A 21,362-nucleotide genomic window follows, 5' to 3' on the forward strand; every position below is an offset into this window, starting at 1 on the left:
AAAACAAGTGGCAAGTGGCAAGTGGCAAGGGAAAACCATCACGATGTTCCTTCATGTCAGAGGGTGGTTTCCCTTGTTCCTTGCCACTTGAGACTAGCCACTTGCCACTGGCATCAGACCTTGCTCTTCTGGAAGCGTTTCTGGCAAGCGACGAGTTCCGCCTTGGCCTCCTCGACACCGACCCACTCGTCGATCTTGACCCACTTATTGGGCTCCAGTTCCTTGTAGTGGCCGAAGAAGTGACTGATCTGAGCCAGGAGCGACTGAGGCAGGTCACTGGGGCTCTGGACATGATCGTAGGAGGAGTGCAGGTCATTGACGGGCACCGCCATGATCTTGGAATCCGGACCTTTCTCGTCGGTCATCCTGAGCATGCCCACGGGGCGGCAGCGGATCACCGAGCCACTCATGACCGGCACCGGGGTCAGCACCAGGACATCCACGGGATCGCCGTCCTCGGAGAGGGTGTGGGGTACGAAGCCGTAGTTGCAGGGATAGAACATGGCCACGTTCAGGAAGCGGTCCACGAGCAGCGCACCGCTGTCATAGTCCACTTCGTACTTCACCGGCGCGCCATGGGCCGGGATCTCGACGATCACGTTGATGTCGTTGGGCAGGTCATTGCCTGCCGAAATCTTATCCAGGTTCATATGCCTCGATTCCTGAGAATTCGGTGTGGAGCGCGCATTATACCGGCTCCGCGGCCCGCCGACAGCGGGCCGTCACTCTCTTGCGCGGCACCGGCCGAGGAGGTATAAGTCAGGCCCAAACACTTCCAAAAAACCTCGCCTGCCGGGCTGTGGCGCCTGCGGGCGAACAGTGAGGGGGAGACGCCATGCGCATCGTGCTTCTGGGAGCGCCGGGATCCGGCAAGGGAACGCAAGCCAAACACATGGTGGAGCGCTACAGGGTGCCCCAGATCTCCACCGGAGACCTCCTGCGCAGTGCCGTCACCGCCGGCACCCCCCTGGGCCAGCAGGCCAAGGCCGCCATGGATGCCGGCCAGCTGGTGCCCGACGAGATTGTCCTGGGCATGATCCGCGAGCGCCTGGCCATGCCCGACGCCGACGCCGGTTTCATCCTCGACGGCTTCCCCCGCAATATCAGTCAGGCCGAAGCCCTGGACCGCATGCTGGAAGAGATGGGCCGCCCCCTGGACGGCACCCTGCTGATCGACGTGGACTTCGACCTGCTCATGCAGCGTCTCAGCGGTCGACTGACCTGCGAATCCTGCGGCGCCGTGTTCAACCGCTACACAAAGCCCCCGCGCCACGACACCGTCTGTGACATGTGCGGCGGCAACCTGCATCACCGCGCCGACGATAATGAAGAGACCATCAGCAACCGTCTGCGCGTCTACGAGGCGCAGACCAAGCCCCTGGTGAGCTACTACCAGAGCCGGGGCGTGCTGGAGACCATCGACGGGGAAGGCGAGATCGATGAGATCTTCCAGGCCGTCACCCGCGGCGCCGAAAAACTGGTCAAGGCCGCCAGCGAGCGGCCGGTGGAAGCGGCCCCCGCCAAGCCTGCCGCCAAACCCGCGCCCAAGCGCAAGGTCAGTGCCGTGAAGCAGGCCGCGGAGGCCGTGAAGGCCAAGAAGGCCGCTGCCGGGAAGAAGGCCGGCGAGGCTGCCGGCGAGAAGAAGACCGTCGCCAAGGCTGCTCCCAAGAAGGCCGCCACCAAGAAGACCGAGGAAAAGGCCGCGCCCAAGAAGGCCGCCACCAAGAAGGCGGTGAAAAAGGCTGCACCCAAGAAGGCCGTCACCAAGAAGGCGGTGAAAAAGGCCGCACCCAAGAAGGCGGTGAAAAAGGCCGCGCCCAAGAAGGCCGTCACCAAGAAGACCGTGAAAAAGGCCGCACCCAAGAAGGCCGCCACCAAGAAGGCGGTGAAAAAGGCCGCGCCCAAGAAGGCCGTCACCAAGAAGACCGTGAAAAAGGCCGCACCCAAGAAGGCCGCCACCAAGAAGGCGGTGAAAAAGGCCGCGCCCAAGAAGGCCGTCACCAAGAAGACCGTGAAAAAGGCCGCGCCCAAGAAGGCCGCCACCAAGAAGACCGTGAAAAAGGCCGCACCCAAGAAGGCCGTCACCAAGAAGAAGTCCCGTCGCTGAGCCCCTGCCCGGCGCGGTCACCTGCCGAAGACGGCAGGATCATCCGGCACGGCCCCTACCCGGGGCCGTTGTCTTTTTGGCCGGATGGCTGTGCGGCACGGCCGCGGCCATCCCGGCCTGGAAGCACCAGTGAGCGTGGACCTGCTGAAACGGACATTGTTGACCCTGACGCTGGCGGCGGCTTCAACCCCCGTCCTGGCCGAGGAGTTTGATCCCTGGGCCCTGTGCCGCCCGGCGGAGCAGGCGCCGTTCAGCCCCCTGGTGCCTGCCGGCGACACCCGCATCCACCTCTACTCCGACGAGGCCCTGATTGACCGGCTGGGGATTTCCATCTTCCGGGGCAACGCGGAGCTGTCCCGGGATGGCCGCACCCTGAGCGCGGACGAGTTGCGTTTCAGCGAGGGGCAGGGGCTGGCCGAAGCGGAGGGCGGGGTGCGTTTCGAGGACAGCCAGTTCCGCCTGGAAAGCCCGCGCGGCTACCTGCTGCTGAACACGGACCAGGGCCGGTTCGAGGACGCCCGCTACTTCTACGCCCCCATGCACGCCCGGGGCGCGGCCAGCCGGGTGGAGCGCGTGGACGCCGAGCGGTTCCGCCTCAGCAACGCCAGCTACACCACCTGCGACGAGGGCAAGGATGACTGGATCCTGCGCGCCAGCCGGGTGGACCTGGACCGGGAGAGCGGCGAGGGACGGGCCCGCAACGTGCTGCTGCGCTTCAAGGGCGCACCGCTGTTCTACACCCCCTACATCAGCTTCCCCATCGACGACCGGCGCAAGTCCGGCTTCCTGTACCCGAGCATCGGCAATTCCGACGCCTCGGGCCTGGACCTGTCGGTGCCCTATTACTGGAACATCGCCCCACACCGGGATGCGACCCTGACCCCGCGCATCCTGGGCGAACGGGGCCTGATGCTGGGCGGCGAGTTCCGCTACCTGAACCCGCGCAGCCACGGCGAGCTGACCCTGGAATACCTGGACGACCGGGACTACGGTGAGGAGCGCGGCTCCGTGAGCCTGAACCACCAGGCAGAGCCCACCCAGCGCACCCGCCTGGACGTGCAGGTCAACCAGGTCTCCGACGCCGACTATCTCAGCGACCTGGGCAACTCCCTGGCCATCGCCAGCACCACTCACCTGGAGAGCCGCGCCGACCTGCACTATCGGGGTGATGGCTGGAACCTGCTGACCCGTTTCCAGGGCTTCCAGACCGTGGACCCGGCCATACCCTCCGCCGGTCGCCCCTACCAGCGCCTGCCCCAGGTACTGTTCACCACAGCCCCGCCCACCACCCCCCGCCTGCTGGAGGGCAGCCTGCGGGCGGAGTGGGTGGCCTTCGAGCGCCAGGATACCCTCACCGGCCAGCGCCTGGACCTGATGCCCGGAGTGAAGATGCCCCTGCGCCAGCCCTGGGGCTTCCTCACACCGGGCGTGAAGTACCGCTACACCAGCTATCAGCTGGAGGACACCGCGCCGGGCACGGACACCCGGCCCGACCGCAGCGTGCCCATCGTCAGCGTGGACAGCGGCCTGTTCTTCGACCGCCCCCTGGCAGACGGCGGCCTGCAGACCCTGGAGCCGCGCGCCTACTATCTCTACGTGCCCTACCGGGACCAGGACGAGCTGCCCCTGTTCGACACCGGGCGCATGGACTTCAGCTTCGACCAGCTGTTCCGTGATCACCGCTTTACTGGCGCAGACCGGGTGGGCGACGCCAACCAACTCACCCTCGCCCTGACCTCCCGGCGCCTGGACGCCATGAGCGGCGAGGAACGCTACCGGGCTAGTATCGGCCAGATCCTGTATTTCGATGACCGGCGCGTCACCCTGGCGCCCGGCCAGGCCCCGGCCACCCAGAACAGCTCCAGCCTGGTGGCGGAGGCGGCCCTGCGCCTCGCCCGGGAATGGTCCACCCGCGGCGCCATCCAGTGGGACCCTCATCGGGAACAAACGGAACTGGCCACGGCCCAATTGCAGTACCGGGGCCCGGGTCGGCGCATCGCCAACCTGGGCTACCGCCTGCGCGAGGACCCGCTGCGCCCGGATCTGGAGATCGAGCAGGTGGACCTGTCCGCCGCCTGGCCGGTCTCGGCCCGCTGGGATCTGGTGGGCCGCTACAACTACAGCCTGCGGGACGAGCGCGACCTGGAGGTCCTGGCGGGCCTCGAATACGAGAGCTGCTGCTGGCGGGCCCGCCTGGTTGCGCGGCGTTATCTGACGGCGGGTGAGGCGCGGGAGTACAATAACGCCATCTATTTCCAGCTGATCCTCAAGGGACTGGCCGGCCTGGGCACGGGCCTGGGCGACCTCCTGGGGGAAAGCATTCGGGGTTACGAGACCTATGATTGAGATTCGCAACACGCTGTTCCTTCTGTCCGCCATGGCCCTGACACTGGCCCTGGCCTGGCCCTTACAGGGGCTGGCCCAACGGGCTGACGACGCCCCCCTGGACCACATCGTGGCCCTGGTGGAAGACGACGTGATCATGCACAGCGAGCTGCAGAACCGGCTCGACACGGTGCGCCAGCAGATCCTGAGCCGCGGCGGACGACTGCCGCCGGATGACGTGCTCATTCCGCAGGTGCTGGAGCGCCTGATCATCGAACGCCTGCAGCTGCAGCAGGCCACCCGCGCCGGCATCCGCATCGACGACATCACCCTCAACCAGACCATGGAGCGCATCGCCCGGGAAAACAGCATGAGCCTGCCGGAGTTCCGCGACCGGCTGGTGGCGGACGGTATCGACTTCCAGGTGTTCCGGGAACAGATCCGCGACGAGATGACCATCGGCCAGCTGCGCCGCCGCCAGGTGGAAAACCGCATCCAGGTGAGCGAGCAGGAGATCGACGACCTGATCGCCAGCGAGTCCGGCGCCATCGACCGGGACGTGGAATACCGGCTGAGCCACATCCTGGTGCCCCTGCCCGAGGGCGCCAATGCCGCCGACATCCAGGCCGCCCGGGAGCGCGCCGAGGCCATCCGCAAGCGTGCCGTCGCCGGGGAGAACTTCTCCGAGCTGGCCCTGAGCGAGTCCGCCGGTCAGCAGGCCCTGGAAGGCGGCGACCTGGGCTGGCGCGCTGCCGCCCAGGTACCCACCCTGTTCGCCCGCAACGTGGTGCTCATGCGCGAGGGCGAGGTGAGCGAGCTGATCCGCTCCCCCTCCGGCTTCCACCTGATCAAGCTGCAGGAACGCCGCGGCGGCGAGCGGGCACAGATCACCCAGACCCACGCCCGGCACATCCTCATCCAGCCCACCGCCATCCTGAGCCAGGAGGACGCCCGGGAGCGGATCGCCGGCCTGCGCAACCGCATCCTCATGGGCAACGATTTCGCCGACCTGGCCCGCGCCCACTCCGACGACCGGGGCAGCGCCATGCGCGGCGGCGACCTGGGCTGGACCGATCCCGGCGACCTGGTGCCCCAGTTCGAGGAGGTCATGAACGCCCTGGCCCCCAACACCCTGAGCGAGCCCTTCCTGAGCCCCTTCGGCTGGCACATCGTGGAGGTGCTGGACCGCCGCACCTACGACAGTTCCCGCCAGCTGATGCGCGCCCAGGCCCGGGAGATCATCCGCGAGCGCAAGCGCGAGGAAGAAACCGAGCTCTGGCTGCGCCGCCTGCGCGACGAGGCCTACGTGGAGTTGCGTCTGCAGACCCGCGTGAGCGGGCTGTAACGGCATTTTCTCTCGCGGAGGCGCAGAGGCGCGGGGAAAAGACTTTATTCAGAATTTTTTCTCCGTGTCCCCGTGGCTCCGTGAGAGGACAGGCTTTGTGTTCAGCAATCACACCCATCCTCTCACGGAGCCACAGAGTCACAGGGAAATCAAAATCATTGTTAATTCACTTCTCCGCGTCCCTGCGCCTCCGCGAGAGAATAATGCCTTCTGACCCAACCCGCCCAGGATGACCACCACCCCTCGCATCGCCATCACCCCCGGTGAACCCGCCGGCATCGGTCCCGACCTGGTGGTCGCGGTCGCCCAGGTGCCGTGCGCGGCCCAGCGGGTGGTGCTGTCGGACCCGGCGCTGCTGCGCGAGCGCGCGCGCCTGCTCGGCCTGCCGCTGGAGATCCGCCCCTTCGATCCGCAGACCCCGGCCGCCCCCGACCCGGCGGGCTGCCTCACGGTCATGGCCCATGCCCTGAACGCCCCGGTGCGGCCCGGGCACCTGGACACGGCCAACGCCCGCCACGTGCTGGCCACCCTGGAGAGCGCCGTGGCCGGCTGCCTGGACGGGCGCTTCGACGCCCTGGTCACGGGGCCGGTGCACAAGGGCATCATCAACGACGCCGGCATCCCGTTCACCGGCCACACCGAGTTCCTGGCCGAGCGCAGCGGCGCGCCCACCCCGGTGATGCTGCTCGCGGCCGGCGCGCTGCGCGTGGCCCTGGCCACCACCCACCTGCCCCTGCGGGCCGTGGCCGATGCCATCACCCCGGCGGGCCTGGAACATGTACTGCGGGTGCTCAATCAGGACCTGAAAACAAAATTCGCGATCTCCGAACCGAGAATCCTGGTCTGTGGTCTAAATCCCCATGCCGGTGAAGGGGGTCACCTGGGCCGGGAAGAGATCGAGGTCATCGGCCCGGTGCTGGAGCGCCTGCGCACGCAAGGCCTGCACCTGATCGGCCCCCTGCCCGCAGATACCCTGTTCACACCCCGGCACCTGGAACACGCAGATGCCATCCTGGCCATGTACCATGATCAGGGCCTGCCGGTGCTCAAGCACGCGGGCTTCGGTCGCGCCGTGAACATCACCCTGGGCCTGCCCCTGATCCGCACCTCCGTGGATCACGGCACCGCCCTGGAACTGGCGGGCAGCGGCCGGGCCGAGGCAGGCAGCTTCATGGAGGCTGAGCGCCTGGCCATTGAGATGGCCCGCTCGGCCCACGGTCTTTGAACAACCATCCAACACACTCAAGGAGACGACCATGATCCACACCCCGATCCGCACCGGCGCCATCCTCACCGGCGCCCTGGCCATCACCCTGGGCCTCGGCGCCTGCACCTTCGTGCCCGTGACCACCGAGGGCCAGCACGTGCGCGTGGCCACCGCCTCGGATGTGCGCAACTGCCAGCGCCTGGGGTCCACCACCGTGACCATCACCGAGAAGGTAGGCTTCGTGCGTCGTCCCCCGGAGAAGCTCGCCCAGGAGGCCGAGGCCACCGCCCGCAATGCCGCCGCCAAGGACTGGAACGGCAACACCATCGTGCCCATGGGCCCGCTGCAGGACGGCCGCCAGGTATTCGACGTCTACCGCTGCTGATCCCCCTTGAGCGAGTCGCACATCCCCCGCAAGCGCTTCGGGCAGCACTTTCTGCACGAGACGGCCATCATCGAACGCATGGTGGCCGCCATCGCGCCCCGGCCGGGGGAGGCCCTGGTGGAGATCGGCCCCGGCCTCGGGGCCCTGACCGCACCCCTGCTGGAACGATGCCGGGTGCTGCACGTGGTGGAACTGGACCGGGACGTGATCCCGCCCCTGGTGGAACGCTGCCAGGGGCTGGGTGAACTGCGGGTGCACCAGGCGGACGCCCTGCGCTTTGACTTCGCCACGCTGGCCCCCGAGGGCGGACAGCTGCGGGTGGTGGGCAACCTGCCCTACAACATCTCCACGCCGCTGATCTTTCACCTGCTGAAAAGCGCGCCGCGCATCCGGGACATGCATTTCCTGCTGCAGAAGGAGGTGGTGGACCGGCTTGCCGCCGCTCCCAACACCCGGGATTACGGCCGCCTGAGCGTCATGACCCAGTACCACTGCCGGGCCGAGGCCCTGTTCCGGGTCGGTCCCGGTGCCTTCCGCCCGCCGCCGAAGGTGGACTCCGCCTACGTGCGCCTGACCCCCTGGGAAACCCTGCCCCACCCGGCCGCCGACGAGGCCCTGTTCGCCAGCCTGGTCAACCAGGCCTTCACCCAGCGGCGCAAGACCCTGAGAAACGCCGTGCGCGGCATGGCGGACGCCGACACCATCGAGGCCGCCGGCCTGGACCCCGCCGCCCGCCCCGAGACCCTGAGCGTCGCCCAGTTCGTCGCCCTGGCGAACCGCATCCACGCGCTCAGGTCTGAATTGGCATAAAAGCTCGTAAGGCCTTTTGCCACAGAGGTCACAGAGGACACAGAGGTAAAATCCAAAAGCGAGCCCGACTCGGTTTTGTTTCTCTGTGACCTCTGTGTCCTCTGTGGCAAAAATAGACTTTCCATCTCCACACGGGACGGGATACGCCATGAGCGCCGAAAACCGGATCAGGGCCCTGCGCGCGCTGGGTCAGAGCATCTGGTATGACTACATCCGCCGGGACCTGCTGGATTCCGGCGAACTGGCGCGCCTGATCCGCGAGGACGGCCTGGGCGGGCTCACCTCCAACCCCGCCATCTTCGACAAGGCCATCGCCGGCACCGACCTGTACCGCACGGCCATCCGCGACGCCCTGCGGGCGGACCCCGGACTCAACGACGAGGCCCTGTTCTTCCGGCTGGCCATCGAGGACCTGCAGCGGGCCGCCGACGTATTCCTGCCCCTGTACCGGGAGACCGGCGGTGCCGACGGCTTCGTCAGCCTGGAGGTCTCCCCGGACCTGGCCCACGACGCCGAGGCCACGGTGCGCGAGGCCCGCGCCCTGTTCGCGCGCATGGACCGGCCCAACGCCATGATCAAGGTGCCCGGCACCCGCGCCGGGGTCGAGGCCCTGGAGACGCTGATCGCAGACGGCGTGAACGTGAACGTCACCCTGCTGTTCTCCGTGGCCCGCTACGCGCAGGTGCTGGAGGCCTGGATGCGCGGCATGGAGGCGCGGCTGGAGCGGGGCGAAGCCCTTGAGACTGTGACCTCGGTGGCGAGCTTCTTCGTCAGCCGGGTGGACAGCGTCCTGGACCCGCTGCTCGAGGAACGCATCCAGGAAGGGCGGCCGGCGGAACACCTGCGCGGCCGACTGGCCATCGCCAACGCCCGCCTGGCCTATGCCCATTTCCGCGACCAGCGCGGCGGCGCGCGCCACACCCGCCTGACTGCCGCCGGGGCCCATCCCCAGCGCCTGCTGTGGGCCAGCACCGGCACCAAGAACCCCGACTACAGCGACGTGCTGTACGTGGACAGCCTGATCGGTGAGCACACCGTCAACACCCTGCCCCCAGCCACCTACCGGGCCTTCCTGGACCATGGCTCGGTGGCCGAGACCCTGGCCGAAGGCGTGGAGACGGCACGGGCCCAGGTGGCTGCGCTGGCGGACCTGGGCATCGACCTGGAAAGCATCACCGACCGCCTGGAGAGCGAGGGCATCGAGGCCTTCCAGAAGGCCTTCCGGCACCTGCTCGGCGTGCTGGCCGAGGCCCGGCAGGGGAAGCGATGAATCACCCCCGCGAGCCACAGCTCAGGATCCACCCGGACCCGGAGGAGCTGGCCGCGACCGTGGCCAGCGAGGTCCTGGACCTGGCCGCGCGCTGCATCCGGGCGCACGGCGTGTTCCGCATCGCCCTGGCCGGCGGTCGCACACCCCGCGCCCTGTACGAACACCTGGCACAGATCGGTCCCGGGCACGGGGACTGGTCCCACTGGGAGATCTTCTACGGTGACGAACGCTGTGTCCCCCAGGACGATCTCGACAGCAACCACCGCATGGCCCGGGAGGCCTGGCTCGACCGGGTGCCGATCGCCCCTGAACACATCCACCCCATGGTCACGGACCCGAACGACCCCGCGGGCGACGCGCGCCGCTACGGCGCACACCTGTCCGAACTGCCCCGGCGCGAGGGCATGCCCGTGTTCGACCTGGTGCTGCTGGGCCTGGGCCCGGACGGGCACACCGCCTCCCTGTTCCCCGGCACGGACATCCTGGCGGTGACGGATCGGCCGGTGGCGGCCGTCTATGTGCCCGAGAAGGACAACTGGCGCATCAGCCTGACCCGGCCGGCGCTGGAGCAGGCCGATGCCCTGTGGTTCCTGGTCACAGGCAGCGACAAGGCCGACACCGTCGCCCGGGTGCTGCATCCGGCCGGCGCCGAGGACGCCGCCCTGCCCGCCGCCCTGCTGGCACCCGCCCGTCCGCCCGTGTGGCACCTGGACCGGGATGCCGCACGGTCCCTGATCGCTGACGGCGGAGACTGAGACGACATTGCCCCGATGCTTTCCGGGGGCTCTGAAGCCACGACCCGGGACGGTGCAGTACACTACCCGTATGCATGTACTGGCAGCCGACATCGGTGGTACCAAGACCCTGATCGCCCTGGGCCGTCAGGAACGCGGCCGCCTGCACCTGGACACCCCCCAGCGTTTCGAGAGCGCTGCCTTCCCCGACTTCGAGACCCTGGCGCGCACCTTCCTCAAGCACGAAGGGGTCGATCCCGCGCGCATCAGCAGCGCCTGCCTGGCCATCGCCGGCCCGGTGGAGGGCGATGCCGAGCGTCAGCAGGCCCGGCTCACCAACCTGCCCTGGCAGCTGGACAGCGCCTCCCTGGCCGACTCACTGGGCATCGCCCGCGTGGTGCTGATCAATGATTTTGAAGGCGTGGCCCACAGCGTGGACGACCTGCCCGCCTCCTCGCTCGCCACCCTGCAGGCCGGCGAACCCGATCCCGCCGGCCCGCGCCTGGTGGTGGGCGCCGGCACCGGTCTCGGGGTCTGCGCCGTGTGCGCCAATGGCGCGGGCCTGCTGCCCGGCGAAGGTGGCCATGCCGGCTTCTCCCCGACCGATGCGCAACAGATCCGCCTGTGGCAGTTCGTCACCCGGGAGGAAGGCCGCTGCACCCGTGAACACCTGCTCTCGGGTCGGGGCATCGCCCGCATCGCCGCCTTCCTGCAGACCGAGGGCCACGCGCCCGGCCCCGCCCTGGCCGAGGCCATGGCCGAGGGCGATCCCGCCGCCGCCCTGAGCCGTTTCGCCCTGCGCGGCGACGAACCCCTGGCCCGGGAGACCCTGCGCCTGTTCGTGCGCCTCTACGGCGCACAGACCGGCGACCTGGCCCTGAGCGTGCTGCCCACCGGCGGCGTATATCTCGCCGGCGGCATCGCGCCGCGCATCCTGCCCCTGCTGCAGAACGGCGACTTCATCGCCGCCTTCTGCCGCAAGCCGCCCATGAGCCACCTGTTGGCCAGGCTGCCGGTGAAGGTGATCAACGAACCCAATGCCGGGCTGATGGGTGCGGCGCGCTGGGCGCTCACAAGTGCGAAGGGTGAATCGGGCAGTGGGCAGTAATTCCCTTTTGAATTTTGAATTTTGAATTATTTGACCGAAGCATAAGGCCATGACCGCACAGCACAACCAGGATCACCACATCGAAGTGGACGTGAAGACCACCTACATCCCGGAGCAGTCCGACCCGGACGGCTCCCGCTACGTGTTCGCCTACACCATCACCATCCGCAACGTGGGCCGCGTGCCCGCCAAGCTGCTCACCCGCCACTGGATCATCAACGACTCCAACGGCAAGGTGCAGGAAGTGCGCGGCGAGGGCGTGGTGGGCGAACAGCCCTACCTGAAACCCGGCGAGGGTTTCCAGTACACCAGCGGCACCATGATCGAGACCCCCGTGGGCACCATGCAGGGCAGCTACCAGATGCGCGCCGACGACGGCGTGGAGTTCGACGCCGAGATCCCGGCGTTCATGCTCTCGATTCCACGTGTCCTCCATTGAATGCAGTGGCCAGTAGCAAGTCTCAAGTGGCAAGGAAGTTCAAAAGATTGTCATTTCCTTGCCACTAGCCACTTGAGACTTGCCACTTGTCTCTAAAACACACCTACACCCTCTGGGCCCCCATCTACGACCTGTTCGTGGACCGGGCCTTGCGCGGTCCGCGCCGGCGCAGCCTGGCGCGGCTGGGTGAGGTGGCAGGTCAGGAGATCCTGTTGCCGGGCATCGGCACGGGTCTGGACCTGCCTTATCTGCCTGCGGGCGGACGCTACCATGGCGTCGACCTGACCCCCGCCATGCTGGCGCGGGCACGCAGCCGCGCCGATCAGCTGGGGATCGAGATCGGACTGCACGAGGGTGATGCCATGGCCCTGCCCTTCGAGAACGACCGATTCGATGCGGTGGTGCTGCACCTGATCCTCGCTGTCGTGCCTGAGCCCGCACGCGCCTTTGCCGAGGCCGTTCGTGTTGCGCGCCCCGGTGCGCGACTGCTGATCCTGGACAAGTTCCTGCGTCCGGGACAGCGTGCTCCACTGCGGCGCATGATCAACCCCGTCATCAGTCGCCTGGCCACCCGCACCGATGTGATCTTCGAGGAACTGCTGGCAGGGCATGACGAGCTTCGCCTCGTCGAGGACACGCCAGCCCTCGCGGGAGGCTGGTTCCGGCATCTGGTGCTGGACAAAATCTAGTCCGTGCCGACGCCCTTGCGATGACAGACCCGCTCACATCGATTGCAGTTTTGGACGCAGGCATCCAGGAACAGACGCCTCAGATATATCCGTGATTCTGCATCCAGGCATCGTATGTCCATGGCATGGAGTCGATTCTCCGCCAACAGCGCGAACAGGCGCGTGGCAGAAATCTCGATTCGAAGCACATCGCTGTGCGCCTTCCCGATCATGGATCTACCCTCCTGATCACTGTGAGGGAGCCGGCGAATCCACACAGCCTTGGGTATCGAAGCCGTCCGCCAGGTGTTGCAGCGGCTCCTGATGACTGCTTGCAAGGGCCTCCATAACCCGACCCCAGATACCTGCTGAATCAAAACACCGGGGCACGGAGATCCGGTATTCACCCTGCTCCGCCAACAACTCAAGGCTCACGCGATCCCAGCAACCGTTGACATCTCGAACGGCACGCGCGGTAGACAGCCTCTCCAGATCTATACACAGGGAAGCGTCCGGCCCCGCCAAGCGCAGACATGGCCCCTCCTGACAGCAGCTGATGCCAGCCGCACGGATGGCTACCTCCCCGGCGTGGCTGATCAGACCGATATCTACCGTGAGGGCATGGTCCTCCAGAAGCCTGAGCAAGGCGGGCACATCCCGAAGATCAATGGACCAGTGGCGCTGGTGCTGCGATAGGGGTTCCATGCGATTTGCGGCCATCGTCACGCCTCCCTCCCCGACTTGCGTCGGGGACAGTCAGCACACTCCCCCTTGCATGGGGCCCCGGGGCCGCTATTCGGCACCGGGCGAAATGATGACGCTGGCACGAGAGGGAAATGTTTCTGCATCTTGAGAGGCTGACCGGATTTACTGACACGACAAGGCATAACGCAGGTCTCCTAATTGTATGTCTGCGCCGATGCTGACTGGGTGAGAAAGCCACTGGGGCTTTCGCTGCCGGGCTGGCTGACGGCCGAGGTTTGATCTGGGGCGCCATCTGGGAGCTGAGACGCACAATCGAATGTTAATGATTATCATTCTTAATTAAAGCTGTCAAGCGCAGCCACGCACCTCGCAAACTTGAACGCTATTGACAATCATTATCATTAACATCTAGTCTGACATTCATCCACTCACCCCGTGTCAGGAGGTCCAGTCATCATGTACGTCTGTCTGTGCCGAGGCGTCACCGATGGTGACATCAAACAGGCGGTAGCCGCGGGAGCCTCAAGCATGAAGGCCCTCAGGCAATGTCTGGGCGTATGTTCGGAATGCGGCAAATGTGGCGCGTGCGCGAGGAACATCCTGCGGGAAAGCCTCTATGAGCAGGACATGCCCACCCCATTGCCAGAGCACGCATTGATACCGGCCACACCATGATTCATTGACTTCCGCAACGGCCCAGTCGCATGCCGCTGTCTATACTCAACCAGGCGCACAAACCCTCCCAGGAAGCACGCTCATGAAAGGCGATAAGAAGACCATCGGTTATCTCAACAAGGTGCTCAAGAACGAACTCACTGCCATCAACCAGTATTTTCTGCATGGACGCATGCTCAAGAACTGGGGCCTGGAGAAACTCGGCGCCCATGAATACGAAGAATCTATCGACGAGATGAAGCATGCCGACCGACTGATCGAGCGAATACTGTTCCTCGAAGGCCTACCGAACCTTCAGGACCTGGGCAAGCTGCACATCGGTGAGACCGTGAAAGAGATCCTGGAATGCGATCTCAAGATGGAGATGGACAGCCATGTCACACTCAAAGAAGCGATCGCCCATTGCGAAAGCTGCGGGGACTACGTGACCCGCGAGTTGTTCGAGGAGATTCTGGAGGGCGAGGAGGAGCACATCGATTGGCTTGAAACACAGCTTGAGCTGATCGGACGTGTCGGCCTCGAAAACTATCAGCAATCCATGATGGGTATGAGCTGAACATCAGCTTCCACACCAGTCAAGATGGGCGCTGGCAGAGACATCGATTCCTGCGCATCACACTGGAACACCACAGTTTGTGATATGGGAAACAGAAGCAAGGCAGAGCCTTCTGACTTCCCAATTCACCCTTCGCCCTTCACACTTGGGTCATGTCCATCTACGCCGTCGGCGACCTCCAGGGTTGCCTTACTCCGCTCAAGCGCCTGCTGGAGCAGGTGCGCTTCGATCCCGCTGCCGATCAGCTGTGGCTGGTGGGTGATCTTGTGAACCGTGGGCCGGAATCCCTGGAGGCGCTGCGCTTCGTGCGCGATCTGGGCGATGCCGCCATCACCGTGCTGGGCAATCACGACCTGCACCTGCTGGCCATTCACCAGGGTGTGCACAAGGTCCGGCGCAAGGACACGGTGCAGCCCATCCTGGATGCACCCGATCGCGCCGAGCTCATGGACTGGCTGCGCCACCGTCCGCTGCTGCACCACGACCCGCGCATCCAGTGGACCCTGCTGCACGCCGGCCTGCCGCCCCAGTGGGATCTGGCCATGGCCCGCGCCTGTGCCTCGGAAGTCGAGACCGTGCTGCGCGGCCCGGACCACCCGACGCTGCTGGAACGCATGTACGGCGACGAGCCGGACCAGTGGTCTGAATCACTGCAGGGCTGGGCGCGACTGCGCTTCATCACCAACTGCTTCACCCGCCTGCGCTACTGCACCGCCGACGGCAGCGTCGACATGGCATACAAGGGCGCCCCCGGCGGACAGCTGCCACATCTCATGCCCTGGTTCGCCGTGCCCGGGCGCAGGAGCGTGGGAACACGCATCGTGTTCGGCCACTGGTCCACGCTGGGACTCTACCAGGGTGATGACGTGCTGTGCCTGGACACCGGCTGCGTGTGGGGGCAACGCATGACGCTGGCGCGGCTGGACAGCAGTGCGCTGGAGACGATGCACACCCGCTGCGAGTGATGCGGGCTAGACATCCACGCCCGTCATGTGGGCCACGGCGGGTGCCCCGAATCAGATCAGTACGGCCTCCAGCGGACGGCGCACGGACCGGGGCATCTCCGGGCCGCGGCCGAAGCGGATGACCAGGTCGGGCCTTGACCCCGCGGCACCGACCAGCCCGGCGAACGCCGGTCGCAGCGAGGCCACCTCGACGGGCTGGTTGAGATGTGCCGTGCGCACTCCCAGGGCCGTTGCCTGCAAAGCGAAACGCTCGAACGCGCGTCCCGCCTCCACCCAGTGGGCCTTGTCGTCCCGTTCGGAGACGAACACGGCGATCCCCGCCGAACTCCTCACCTGCCGCGCATACTTGTCATTCTCCGCCTGCTCGGTGAAGAACAGATCGAACATCAGGCTGCCGAGCCACGCCGGCAAGGAGGGATTCCCCGACGAGCCCGCGAACAGGCCATCCCCGGTCCTTGCCGCGTGGGCCCCGTTGAAACGCACCCAGTCCTTGAGCTCCCTGACGAAGGCGGGATCGCGCACCTGGGCGCTATTGCCCTGGATCACGAAGTCGAGCACGTTCTCCATGACCTGACGATCGGTCAGCAGGAGCACGCTGACGCCAGGGCCGGTGCCGGCGGCCTCCAGCAGATTCAGCTCAGCGCTGGAAAGCGGCCTGGTGTCGTATTCGCCCCGGGTCGATTGCCGCGCCGGAATGGCCTGATAGAGCGGCGAGACCTCGGGACGGGTTGGCGAGAGCGGGATGTTCACCGCATCGGCAGGTGCAGAGGAAAAGCTCGGCTCGGCATGCCAGCCCAGCGCCGCCGCTGCCTGGACCAGGTTCTCGGTGGCACAGCCCAGGCTCACGAACAGATGATGATCGTCGGGATCGACCACGGGGCATCGGCGCTGGAAATCGGGCAAGAGGGTGACCGCCGACTCGCCGAGGCGGAATTTCCAGCACTGGGTGTTGTGGCTGGAGGGCGCGAGCGTCGCATAGCGCACCAGTTCGAGCAGCAATTCCCTGCCCTGCACCGTCTCGCTGCTGCCATGCCGCCAGGTCTGTTCCACATGCCGCTGGTATTGCGTGCGGGCGTTCTGCGCATGGAGGGCGTAGGCACCCACGGCGATGCCGGAACCCGCCACCGCCGCTGCGGCGATAAACTGCCTTCTGCTCATCATGGCCGTGTCTCCGAATCTCTGACTCAGGACACTAGGTGCTGATCTCGGCGAACCGCCCATCCGTCAGTCGGGCGAGATCTCCAGGGCTCAACTCGATCTCGAGCCCGCGACGGCCCGCGCTGACAAAGATGCTGGAAAACTGCTGCGCCGATACGTCGATGAAGGTCTTCAGGCGCTTCTTCTGCCCCAGCGGACTCACCCCGCCCAGCACGTAGCCGGTCACCCGCTCCACCTCGGCCTTGTCGGCCATGGCGGCCTTCTTGGCGCCTGCGGCACGGGCGATCTGCTTCATGGAAAGCATGGCCGCCACGGGCACCACGCCCACCACCAGTTCCCGCCCGTCGAGACTCACCACCAGGGTCTTGAACACCCGCTCGGGCGGCAGTCCCAGCTTCTCTGCGGCCTCCAGGCCGTAGGACTCGCTGGCAGGGTCATGGGCGTACTCGTGGACCGTGTGCGCGACCCCGGCCTTTTTGGCGACGTTGATGCCAGGCGTCATGCGGCACCTGTGAATCGGGAGGGATCAAACATCCGAGTCGATGGAGCCCTGGGATCGAAGCCGGCGAAGACGCCGGCTGTGCCATCGCTGCGACAGGACATGAGCGATGAAATAGCCAGCAATCGCGGCCGGGATGGCCACCGCCAGGCTGCCGGCGGCGGTGCAGAGGATGTCGTCGCCCGCGCCCCGGAGGTACCAGACATCGCCCCGTGCCAGCAGCGAGGCCCATGGCGAGAGGAGGACCTCGCCCAGTTCGTGGAATGCCCAGACCATGGGCGCGAGGGTCAGCGGGTTGCTCACCCAGGAAATGGCGAAGGCGGCGGGAAAGTTGCCCGCGACCAGCACGCAGAGGGCGATCATCAGGACGGTCTGTATGCCCACCGTGGGCGTGAGCCCGATCAGCAGCCCCACCGCGACGCCACGGGCGATCGCCTCGGGACTGCCATGCAGGCTGCCGGTGCTGTGCAGCAGGGCATGTGCACGGGGATGGGACCTGAGCCAGACGTGACCCCGCCTGCGCATGGCGCGCCAGCGGATACGGACTGCATCCAGCATGGGCAACCTCATCCCGGGATGAGCGGGTCAGTCATGCCGCGGGTCGTGGGTGATCCGCTCACGGACCACCACGTACTCGGCGTCCAGGACCGTGGGGGCACCGGACCTGTGTAACTGCCGCCTGAGCCACCACAGCCGCACGGCCATGCCGATGGCGAACACGGCGGCCAGGCCGAGCACGGCGAGGAACAGGAAGAAGCCCAGCATCATGGCCACGAGCAGGAGCGGGACCATCAGGGCGGCGGCAAGCCAGGGACGCCATCCGGTGGAATGGCCGGGAGTATTCATGCCGGGGAAACCTCACTGCAGGCGGGAAGGCATGAGACTTAGAGTGAGGCCGGAGGCAATCGGTTTCAAGTGCAAGGAAATTTCCCGTGACGATCTGCCACCCTTGCCGGCGAGCACCGGACAACCCGGCCTGATGGCGGGTTGAACGGAGTAGGTCGGGCTTCAGCCCGACAGCGCGGTGTCCCACGCAAGCTCCGGCGTCGGGCTGAAGCCCGACCTACGGGATGGCACCCGGGCCGGGAGCAGAACGGCCAGAACGTGGCTGCCCCGGCAGGCTCAGCTACAGGGCCAGACTCACCAGGGCCACCGTGGCACCGATGCCCGCGCCGGCCAGCACATCGGTCGGGTAGTGCAGGCCCAGCACCAGGCGGGACAGGGCCACCAGCACCGTGAAGGGCACCACCAGAAGCGCCCATTCCGGGTAGTAGGCCAGCAGCACGATGGTGAAACCCACCGCGTGCATGGTGTGACCGGAGGGGAAGCTGAACTGGTCCAGGGCCGGGACACTGCGGTGGATCAGAGCATCCCGGTCGCAGGGGCGGGAACGCACCGTGGTCTGTTTCAGCCACTTGTAGATGGGCAGGGCCACCGCGCCCACCACGGCCATGTGCAGGCTGGCCCAGATGGCCTCCCAGCCGTGGATCACGGGCAGGGCGATCATCAGCACGTACCAGAACACGCCATCGCCCAGGCGGCTGACCACCGCGAACATCCGTCCCGGGACGGGACGCAGGCTGGCCCGGTTGAACACCAGGCACAGGTTCATTTCCGCTTCACCGATTCGCTGTAACAGACCCATGGGATAGTCCTCCCGCTGCATGCGCCTGGAGCAGTGACTCCAGGGTGTCATAGATATGGTCCCAGTCCACGCTCAGTGCCCGCTCCCGGGCGGCGGCACCCAGGACGCGGATGCGCTCGGGGTCTTCCACCAGGGCGCGAGCACGCGCCACGAAGCCGTGGCCATCATCCAGATGCGCCAGGGCCGCCGAGCGGCCGTCGCGCAGGTGTTCCCGGGCCGCGGCGTAGTCGTAGGCAACGATGGCCAGACCGCTGGCCATGGCCTCCAGCACCACGTTGCCGAAGGTCTCGGAGGTGGACGGAAACAGGAACACGTCGCCGCTGGCGTAGTGACGGGCCAGGTCCTCGCCGGTGCGCATGCCGCAGAAGACGAAGTCCGGATGCTGGCGCTTGAGTTCCGCGGCCAGGGGACCGTCGCCCACCAGCACGAAACGGGCGGCGGGGCATTTGCTTTGCAGTGCCCGGAAGGCCTCCACGGCGAGACCCAGGTTCTTCTCCGCCGCCAGGCGTCCCACGTACAGCACCACCGGTGCGTCGCCCTCCACGCCCCAGCTCTGACGCAGGTCCGGGTCTCGGCGGGCGGGATCGAACAGGCGGGTGTTCACGCCCCGGGCGAGCACCGCGCAGTTGCGAAAGCCCTGGCCGGTGAGTTCGGCGCGCAGGTTCTCCGTGGGCACCAGGGTGCAGTCGGTGCGGTTGTGGAAACGGCGCAGCAGGCCTGCCACGGCGGGCTCGAGAAAGCCCAGCCGGTAGTAGCGGCTGTAGCTGTGGAAGTTGGTATGGAAACCGCTCACCACCGGCACACCCAGGGAGCGCGCCGCCGCCAGGGCGGAATGACCCAGGGGTCCCTCGGTGGCCAGGTACACCACGTCGGGCTTGGTGGATGCCCAGGCCTTCTGGATCGCGCCACGGGCGGGCAGGCCGAAGTGCAGGCCCTTGTAGCCGGGGATGGGCAGACCGGGCAGCACCTGTTCGCTCAGGCCCGTGATTTCGCCGTTGGGCCTGTCGGCCCGGTGCTGGCGGGGGCGCACCAGGTGCACGCTGTGGCCCCGGCCCAGCAGCCCCTCGCTCATGTGGTGAAGGGTGTGGGCCACGCCGTTGATCTCCGGCGGCCAGGTCTCGGTGACGAGCCCCACGCGCATCGCCCCGAACTGTCCTGCCTGCGGAAAGTTCGGGGACCGGTTCATGTGCGCTCCGGAGTGTCGGTGACGGCCTGACTCACCACCACGGCACGCACCGCCTGGTGGGCGGCATCGGCCAGTTCACGGCGCTCTCGCCCCTCGGGGTGAATCACCGGCAGGAAGCTCACTTCCACGTCCAGGCGCGGTTCGGCCAGTACCTGGATCACGCTCGACAGCAGCGTGGCATCGCCATAGTAGGGCGCCGGGCTGGGACGGCCATCCGGGGTGGGCAGGTAGCGGATCGCCACCGGCTGGATCGGGCTGCCCGTGTCCTGCGCCGCCGCCAGCAGGCGGGGATGAAAGCGGCGCACGTCGCTGCCGTCGGTGGTGGTGGCCTCGGCGAACACGTGCACCCGGCGGCCACGCCGCAGGTCCCCGGCGATCGCCTCGCTGACGGCGTTCGACATGTTCGCACCCCGACGGATGAACAGGGTGCCGGTGCGTGCCGCGAGCCAGCCGATCATGGGCCAGCGGCGCACCTCGGCCTTGGACAGGAAACCCACCGACTCAAGCCCGCCCAGCACCGGGATGTCCAGCCAGGAGACGTGGTTGGAGACCACCAGCACCGGACCGTCGGCGGGCACGCCCCGGGCGTGCACCCGCACACCCGCGATACGCGGGATGCGTCCCAGCCACCAGCGCACCGCCCGCTCGAACCGGCCGCGGGGGATATGCCCGTCCCGCTGGTGGCCGATGGCAAGGATCGCGGCCATTCCGATGAGCATGTGGGCGAGCAGCAGCATCAGCCTAAACGTGACTCTCAAGGACTTCATGACCGCGTCCCCCTTGGGCCGGCCAGCTGCGGTCCAGGAAGTGACGCTGATAACGGGCGGGGATGTGGTCCATGTTCAGCAGGATGAACACGTCGGCCACCTTGAAATCCGGGTCCCAGCAGGCCTCGCCGCAGATGCGCGCGCCGATGCGCAGGTAGGCCTTGAGCAGCGGCGGCATGTTGGCGGTGTCGGACACGCGGTTGACCGGCGGCAGGGCAAGGCGCGGTGTGACCCGCAGTTCGGGCGCGGACAGGTGCTTCTCGCGCAGGCGCGCCATGATGGCATGGGCCTCCGCGCCACCATCGGCCATGCCGATGCTGGCGCAGCCCATCAGGTAATCGAAACGGTGAATGGCCATGAAGCGCGCCATGCCCGCCCACAGGATGGTGATGGCCCCGCCGGTGCGGTAGTCCGGGTGGATGCAGGTGCGACCGATCTCCATGATGCGACCCGGCAGTGCGCGGATGGCAGTGAGGTCGAATTCGCTCTGGGAGTAGAAGCCACCCGCGGCACCGGCCTGCTGGTCGGTGAGGATGCGTGTGCTGCCCACCACCTGACCCGTGACCGAATCGCGCACCAGCAGGTGATGGCAGAAGGCGTCGTAGTAGTCCCGGTCGAGACCCTCTTCGGCACCCTCCACCTGCGCGCCCATCTCCTCGGCGAAGACCTGGTAGCGCAGCCGCATGGAGGCCTCCACGTCCGCCCGGGTGGCCGCCAGCTCCACGTGCAGGGCATGGGACGGCTCGGATCGGACGATGTCCTGATCGGACAGCGGGGCGGCATGGCGCATGGTGCAGTCTCCGGTACT

Annotated in this window: 22 protein-coding genes and 1 pseudogene; 14 read left to right on the forward strand and 9 right to left on the reverse strand. The window is 66.8% G+C overall.

The window, feature by feature from the left end; all coding sequences use genetic code 11:
- Positions 1–113: 113 nt before the first annotated feature.
- On the reverse strand, positions 114–650 hold the full coding sequence (gene ppa, locus TGR7_RS13620; protein ID WP_012639262.1) for an inorganic diphosphatase: 537 nt from the start codon (positions 648–650) through the stop codon (positions 114–116).
- 185 nt (positions 651–835) lie between these two features.
- Between ppa and TGR7_RS17820 the strand changes: the two are divergent.
- The 14 genes and pseudogenes from TGR7_RS17820 to TGR7_RS13695 form a co-directional block, all read left to right on the forward strand.
- Positions 836–1,459, forward strand: a pseudogene (locus TGR7_RS17820) (adenylate kinase); the annotation flags it as partial.
- Positions 1,460–2,236: 777 nt separating this feature from the next.
- The gene (locus TGR7_RS13630) at positions 2,237–4,453 is read left to right on the forward strand and encodes an LPS-assembly protein LptD (RefSeq protein WP_245522992.1); all 2,217 of its coding nucleotides are present in this window, start codon (positions 2,237–2,239) and stop codon (positions 4,451–4,453) included.
- Complete coding sequence (locus tag TGR7_RS13635) at positions 4,446–5,777, forward strand: peptidylprolyl isomerase (protein ID WP_012639265.1); 1,332 nt, start codon at positions 4,446–4,448, stop codon at positions 5,775–5,777. The genes TGR7_RS13630 and TGR7_RS13635 overlap by 8 nt, the downstream gene beginning before the upstream one ends.
- Before the next feature lie 229 nt (positions 5,778–6,006).
- Positions 6,007–7,002 carry a 4-hydroxythreonine-4-phosphate dehydrogenase PdxA gene (pdxA, locus tag TGR7_RS13640; RefSeq protein ID WP_012639266.1) on the forward strand — a complete coding sequence of 332 codons (996 nt, stop codon included), beginning with the start codon at positions 6,007–6,009 and terminating at the stop codon, positions 7,000–7,002.
- 31 nt (positions 7,003–7,033) lie between these two features.
- Positions 7,034–7,369 carry a DUF4156 domain-containing protein gene (locus TGR7_RS13645; RefSeq protein ID WP_012639267.1) on the forward strand — a complete coding sequence of 112 codons (336 nt, stop codon included), beginning with the start codon at positions 7,034–7,036 and terminating at the stop codon, positions 7,367–7,369.
- A gap of 6 nt (positions 7,370–7,375) precedes the next feature.
- On the forward strand, positions 7,376–8,179 hold the full coding sequence (gene rsmA, locus TGR7_RS13650; RefSeq protein ID WP_012639268.1) for a 16S rRNA (adenine(1518)-N(6)/adenine(1519)-N(6))-dimethyltransferase RsmA: 804 nt from the start codon (positions 7,376–7,378) through the stop codon (positions 8,177–8,179).
- 148 nt (positions 8,180–8,327) lie between these two features.
- Positions 8,328–9,449 (forward strand): transaldolase, encoded by a 1,122-nt coding sequence (tal, locus tag TGR7_RS13655; protein WP_012639269.1) that lies wholly within the window; start codon positions 8,328–8,330, stop codon positions 9,447–9,449.
- A complete protein-coding gene (pgl, locus tag TGR7_RS13660; protein ID WP_012639270.1) occupies positions 9,446–10,204 on the forward strand; it encodes a 6-phosphogluconolactonase in 759 nt (252 codons plus the stop codon). Before tal ends, pgl begins: the two co-directional genes overlap by 4 nt.
- 70 nt (positions 10,205–10,274) lie before the next feature.
- On the forward strand, positions 10,275–11,291 hold the full coding sequence (gene glk, locus TGR7_RS13665) for a glucokinase (RefSeq protein ID WP_012639271.1): 1,017 nt from the start codon (positions 10,275–10,277) through the stop codon (positions 11,289–11,291).
- A gap of 49 nt (positions 11,292–11,340) precedes the next feature.
- Entirely contained in the window at positions 11,341–11,730 is a 390-nt protein-coding gene (gene apaG / locus TGR7_RS13670; RefSeq protein ID WP_012639272.1) for a Co2+/Mg2+ efflux protein ApaG, read from the forward strand.
- 86 nt (positions 11,731–11,816) lie between these two features.
- Positions 11,817–12,419, forward strand: a complete 603-nt coding sequence (locus TGR7_RS13675; RefSeq protein ID WP_012639273.1) for a class I SAM-dependent methyltransferase — start codon at positions 11,817–11,819, stop codon at positions 12,417–12,419.
- Positions 12,420–13,559: 1,140 nt separating this feature from the next.
- Entirely contained in the window at positions 13,560–13,778 is a 219-nt protein-coding gene (locus TGR7_RS17275; RefSeq protein WP_012639276.1) for a bacterioferritin-associated ferredoxin, read from the forward strand.
- A gap of 82 nt (positions 13,779–13,860) precedes the next feature.
- Positions 13,861–14,334, forward strand: coding sequence for a bacterioferritin (bfr, locus tag TGR7_RS13690; protein WP_012639277.1), 474 nt, complete (start codon positions 13,861–13,863; stop codon positions 14,332–14,334).
- Between the two features lie 152 nt (positions 14,335–14,486).
- Positions 14,487–15,299 (forward strand): symmetrical bis(5'-nucleosyl)-tetraphosphatase, encoded by an 813-nt coding sequence (locus TGR7_RS13695; RefSeq protein ID WP_012639278.1) that lies wholly within the window; start codon positions 14,487–14,489, stop codon positions 15,297–15,299.
- 51 nt (positions 15,300–15,350) lie between these two features.
- Here TGR7_RS13695 and TGR7_RS13700 read toward each other — a convergent pair whose 3' ends face one another.
- From TGR7_RS13700 to TGR7_RS13735, 8 genes are all read right to left on the reverse strand, one after another.
- Complete coding sequence (locus tag TGR7_RS13700; RefSeq protein ID WP_012639279.1) at positions 15,351–16,460, reverse strand: Acg family FMN-binding oxidoreductase; 1,110 nt, start codon at positions 16,458–16,460, stop codon at positions 15,351–15,353.
- 31 nt (positions 16,461–16,491) lie between these two features.
- The gene (ybaK, locus tag TGR7_RS13705) at positions 16,492–16,959 is read right to left on the reverse strand and encodes a Cys-tRNA(Pro) deacylase (protein ID WP_012639280.1); all 468 of its coding nucleotides are present in this window, start codon (positions 16,957–16,959) and stop codon (positions 16,492–16,494) included.
- Between the two features lie 24 nt (positions 16,960–16,983).
- Positions 16,984–17,514, reverse strand: coding sequence for a DUF2062 domain-containing protein (locus TGR7_RS13710; protein ID WP_012639281.1), 531 nt, complete (start codon positions 17,512–17,514; stop codon positions 16,984–16,986).
- Positions 17,515–17,541: 27 nt separating this feature from the next.
- Positions 17,542–17,802, reverse strand: a complete 261-nt coding sequence (locus tag TGR7_RS13715; RefSeq protein ID WP_012639282.1) for a hypothetical protein — start codon at positions 17,800–17,802, stop codon at positions 17,542–17,544.
- A gap of 280 nt (positions 17,803–18,082) precedes the next feature.
- The gene (locus TGR7_RS13720) at positions 18,083–18,601 is read right to left on the reverse strand and encodes a phosphatase PAP2 family protein (protein WP_012639283.1); all 519 of its coding nucleotides are present in this window, start codon (positions 18,599–18,601) and stop codon (positions 18,083–18,085) included.
- The gene (locus TGR7_RS13725; RefSeq protein ID WP_041441932.1) at positions 18,576–19,742 is read right to left on the reverse strand and encodes a glycosyltransferase family 4 protein; all 1,167 of its coding nucleotides are present in this window, start codon (positions 19,740–19,742) and stop codon (positions 18,576–18,578) included. The genes TGR7_RS13720 and TGR7_RS13725 overlap by 26 nt, the downstream gene beginning before the upstream one ends.
- 41 nt (positions 19,743–19,783) lie before the next feature.
- Positions 19,784–20,524, reverse strand: coding sequence for a lysophospholipid acyltransferase family protein (locus tag TGR7_RS13730; RefSeq protein WP_049764678.1), 741 nt, complete (start codon positions 20,522–20,524; stop codon positions 19,784–19,786).
- A gap of 4 nt (positions 20,525–20,528) precedes the next feature.
- Positions 20,529–21,344: a GNAT family N-acetyltransferase gene (locus TGR7_RS13735; protein ID WP_012639286.1), complete on the reverse strand. Its 816-nt coding sequence runs from the start codon at positions 21,342–21,344 to the stop codon at positions 20,529–20,531.
- Between the last annotated feature and the right edge of the window lie 18 nt (positions 21,345–21,362).

Source organism: Thioalkalivibrio sulfidiphilus HL-EbGr7 (assembly GCF_000021985.1).
In the GTDB taxonomy this organism is placed as follows: Bacteria; Pseudomonadota; Gammaproteobacteria; order Ectothiorhodospirales; family Ectothiorhodospiraceae; genus Thioalkalivibrio_A; species Thioalkalivibrio_A sulfidiphilus.

What these genes read in the sequence shown, in the direction of transcription:
- ppa (WP_012639262.1), bottom strand. Translation starts at nt 650, where the DNA reads ATGAACCTGGATAAGATTTCGGCAGGCAATGACCTGCCCAACGACATC.
- TGR7_RS13635 (WP_012639265.1), top strand. Translation starts at nt 4,446, where the DNA reads ATGATTGAGATTCGCAACACGCTGTTCCTTCTGTCCGCCATGGCCCTG.
- pdxA (WP_012639266.1), top strand. Translation starts at nt 6,007, where the DNA reads ATGACCACCACCCCTCGCATCGCCATCACCCCCGGTGAACCCGCCGGC.
- TGR7_RS13645 (WP_012639267.1), top strand. Translation starts at nt 7,034, where the DNA reads ATGATCCACACCCCGATCCGCACCGGCGCCATCCTCACCGGCGCCCTG.
- tal (WP_012639269.1), top strand. Translation starts at nt 8,328, where the DNA reads ATGAGCGCCGAAAACCGGATCAGGGCCCTGCGCGCGCTGGGTCAGAGC.
- pgl (WP_012639270.1), top strand. Translation starts at nt 9,446, where the DNA reads ATGAATCACCCCCGCGAGCCACAGCTCAGGATCCACCCGGACCCGGAG.
- glk (WP_012639271.1), top strand. Translation starts at nt 10,275, where the DNA reads ATGCATGTACTGGCAGCCGACATCGGTGGTACCAAGACCCTGATCGCC.
- apaG (WP_012639272.1), top strand. Translation starts at nt 11,341, where the DNA reads ATGACCGCACAGCACAACCAGGATCACCACATCGAAGTGGACGTGAAG.
- TGR7_RS17275 (WP_012639276.1), top strand. Translation starts at nt 13,560, where the DNA reads ATGTACGTCTGTCTGTGCCGAGGCGTCACCGATGGTGACATCAAACAG.
- bfr (WP_012639277.1), top strand. Translation starts at nt 13,861, where the DNA reads ATGAAAGGCGATAAGAAGACCATCGGTTATCTCAACAAGGTGCTCAAG.
- TGR7_RS13695 (WP_012639278.1), top strand. Translation starts at nt 14,487, where the DNA reads ATGTCCATCTACGCCGTCGGCGACCTCCAGGGTTGCCTTACTCCGCTC.
- TGR7_RS13700 (WP_012639279.1), bottom strand. Translation starts at nt 16,460, where the DNA reads ATGATGAGCAGAAGGCAGTTTATCGCCGCAGCGGCGGTGGCGGGTTCC.
- ybaK (WP_012639280.1), bottom strand. Translation starts at nt 16,959, where the DNA reads ATGACGCCTGGCATCAACGTCGCCAAAAAGGCCGGGGTCGCGCACACG.
- TGR7_RS13710 (WP_012639281.1), bottom strand. Translation starts at nt 17,514, where the DNA reads ATGCTGGATGCAGTCCGTATCCGCTGGCGCGCCATGCGCAGGCGGGGT.
- TGR7_RS13715 (WP_012639282.1), bottom strand. Translation starts at nt 17,802, where the DNA reads ATGAATACTCCCGGCCATTCCACCGGATGGCGTCCCTGGCTTGCCGCC.
- TGR7_RS13720 (WP_012639283.1), bottom strand. Translation starts at nt 18,601, where the DNA reads ATGGGTCTGTTACAGCGAATCGGTGAAGCGGAAATGAACCTGTGCCTG.
- TGR7_RS13725 (WP_041441932.1), bottom strand. Translation starts at nt 19,742, where the DNA reads ATGCGCGTGGGGCTCGTCACCGAGACCTGGCCGCCGGAGATCAACGGC.
- TGR7_RS13730 (WP_049764678.1), bottom strand. Translation starts at nt 20,524, where the DNA reads ATGCTGCTGCTCGCCCACATGCTCATCGGAATGGCCGCGATCCTTGCC.
- TGR7_RS13735 (WP_012639286.1), bottom strand. Translation starts at nt 21,344, where the DNA reads ATGCGCCATGCCGCCCCGCTGTCCGATCAGGACATCGTCCGATCCGAG.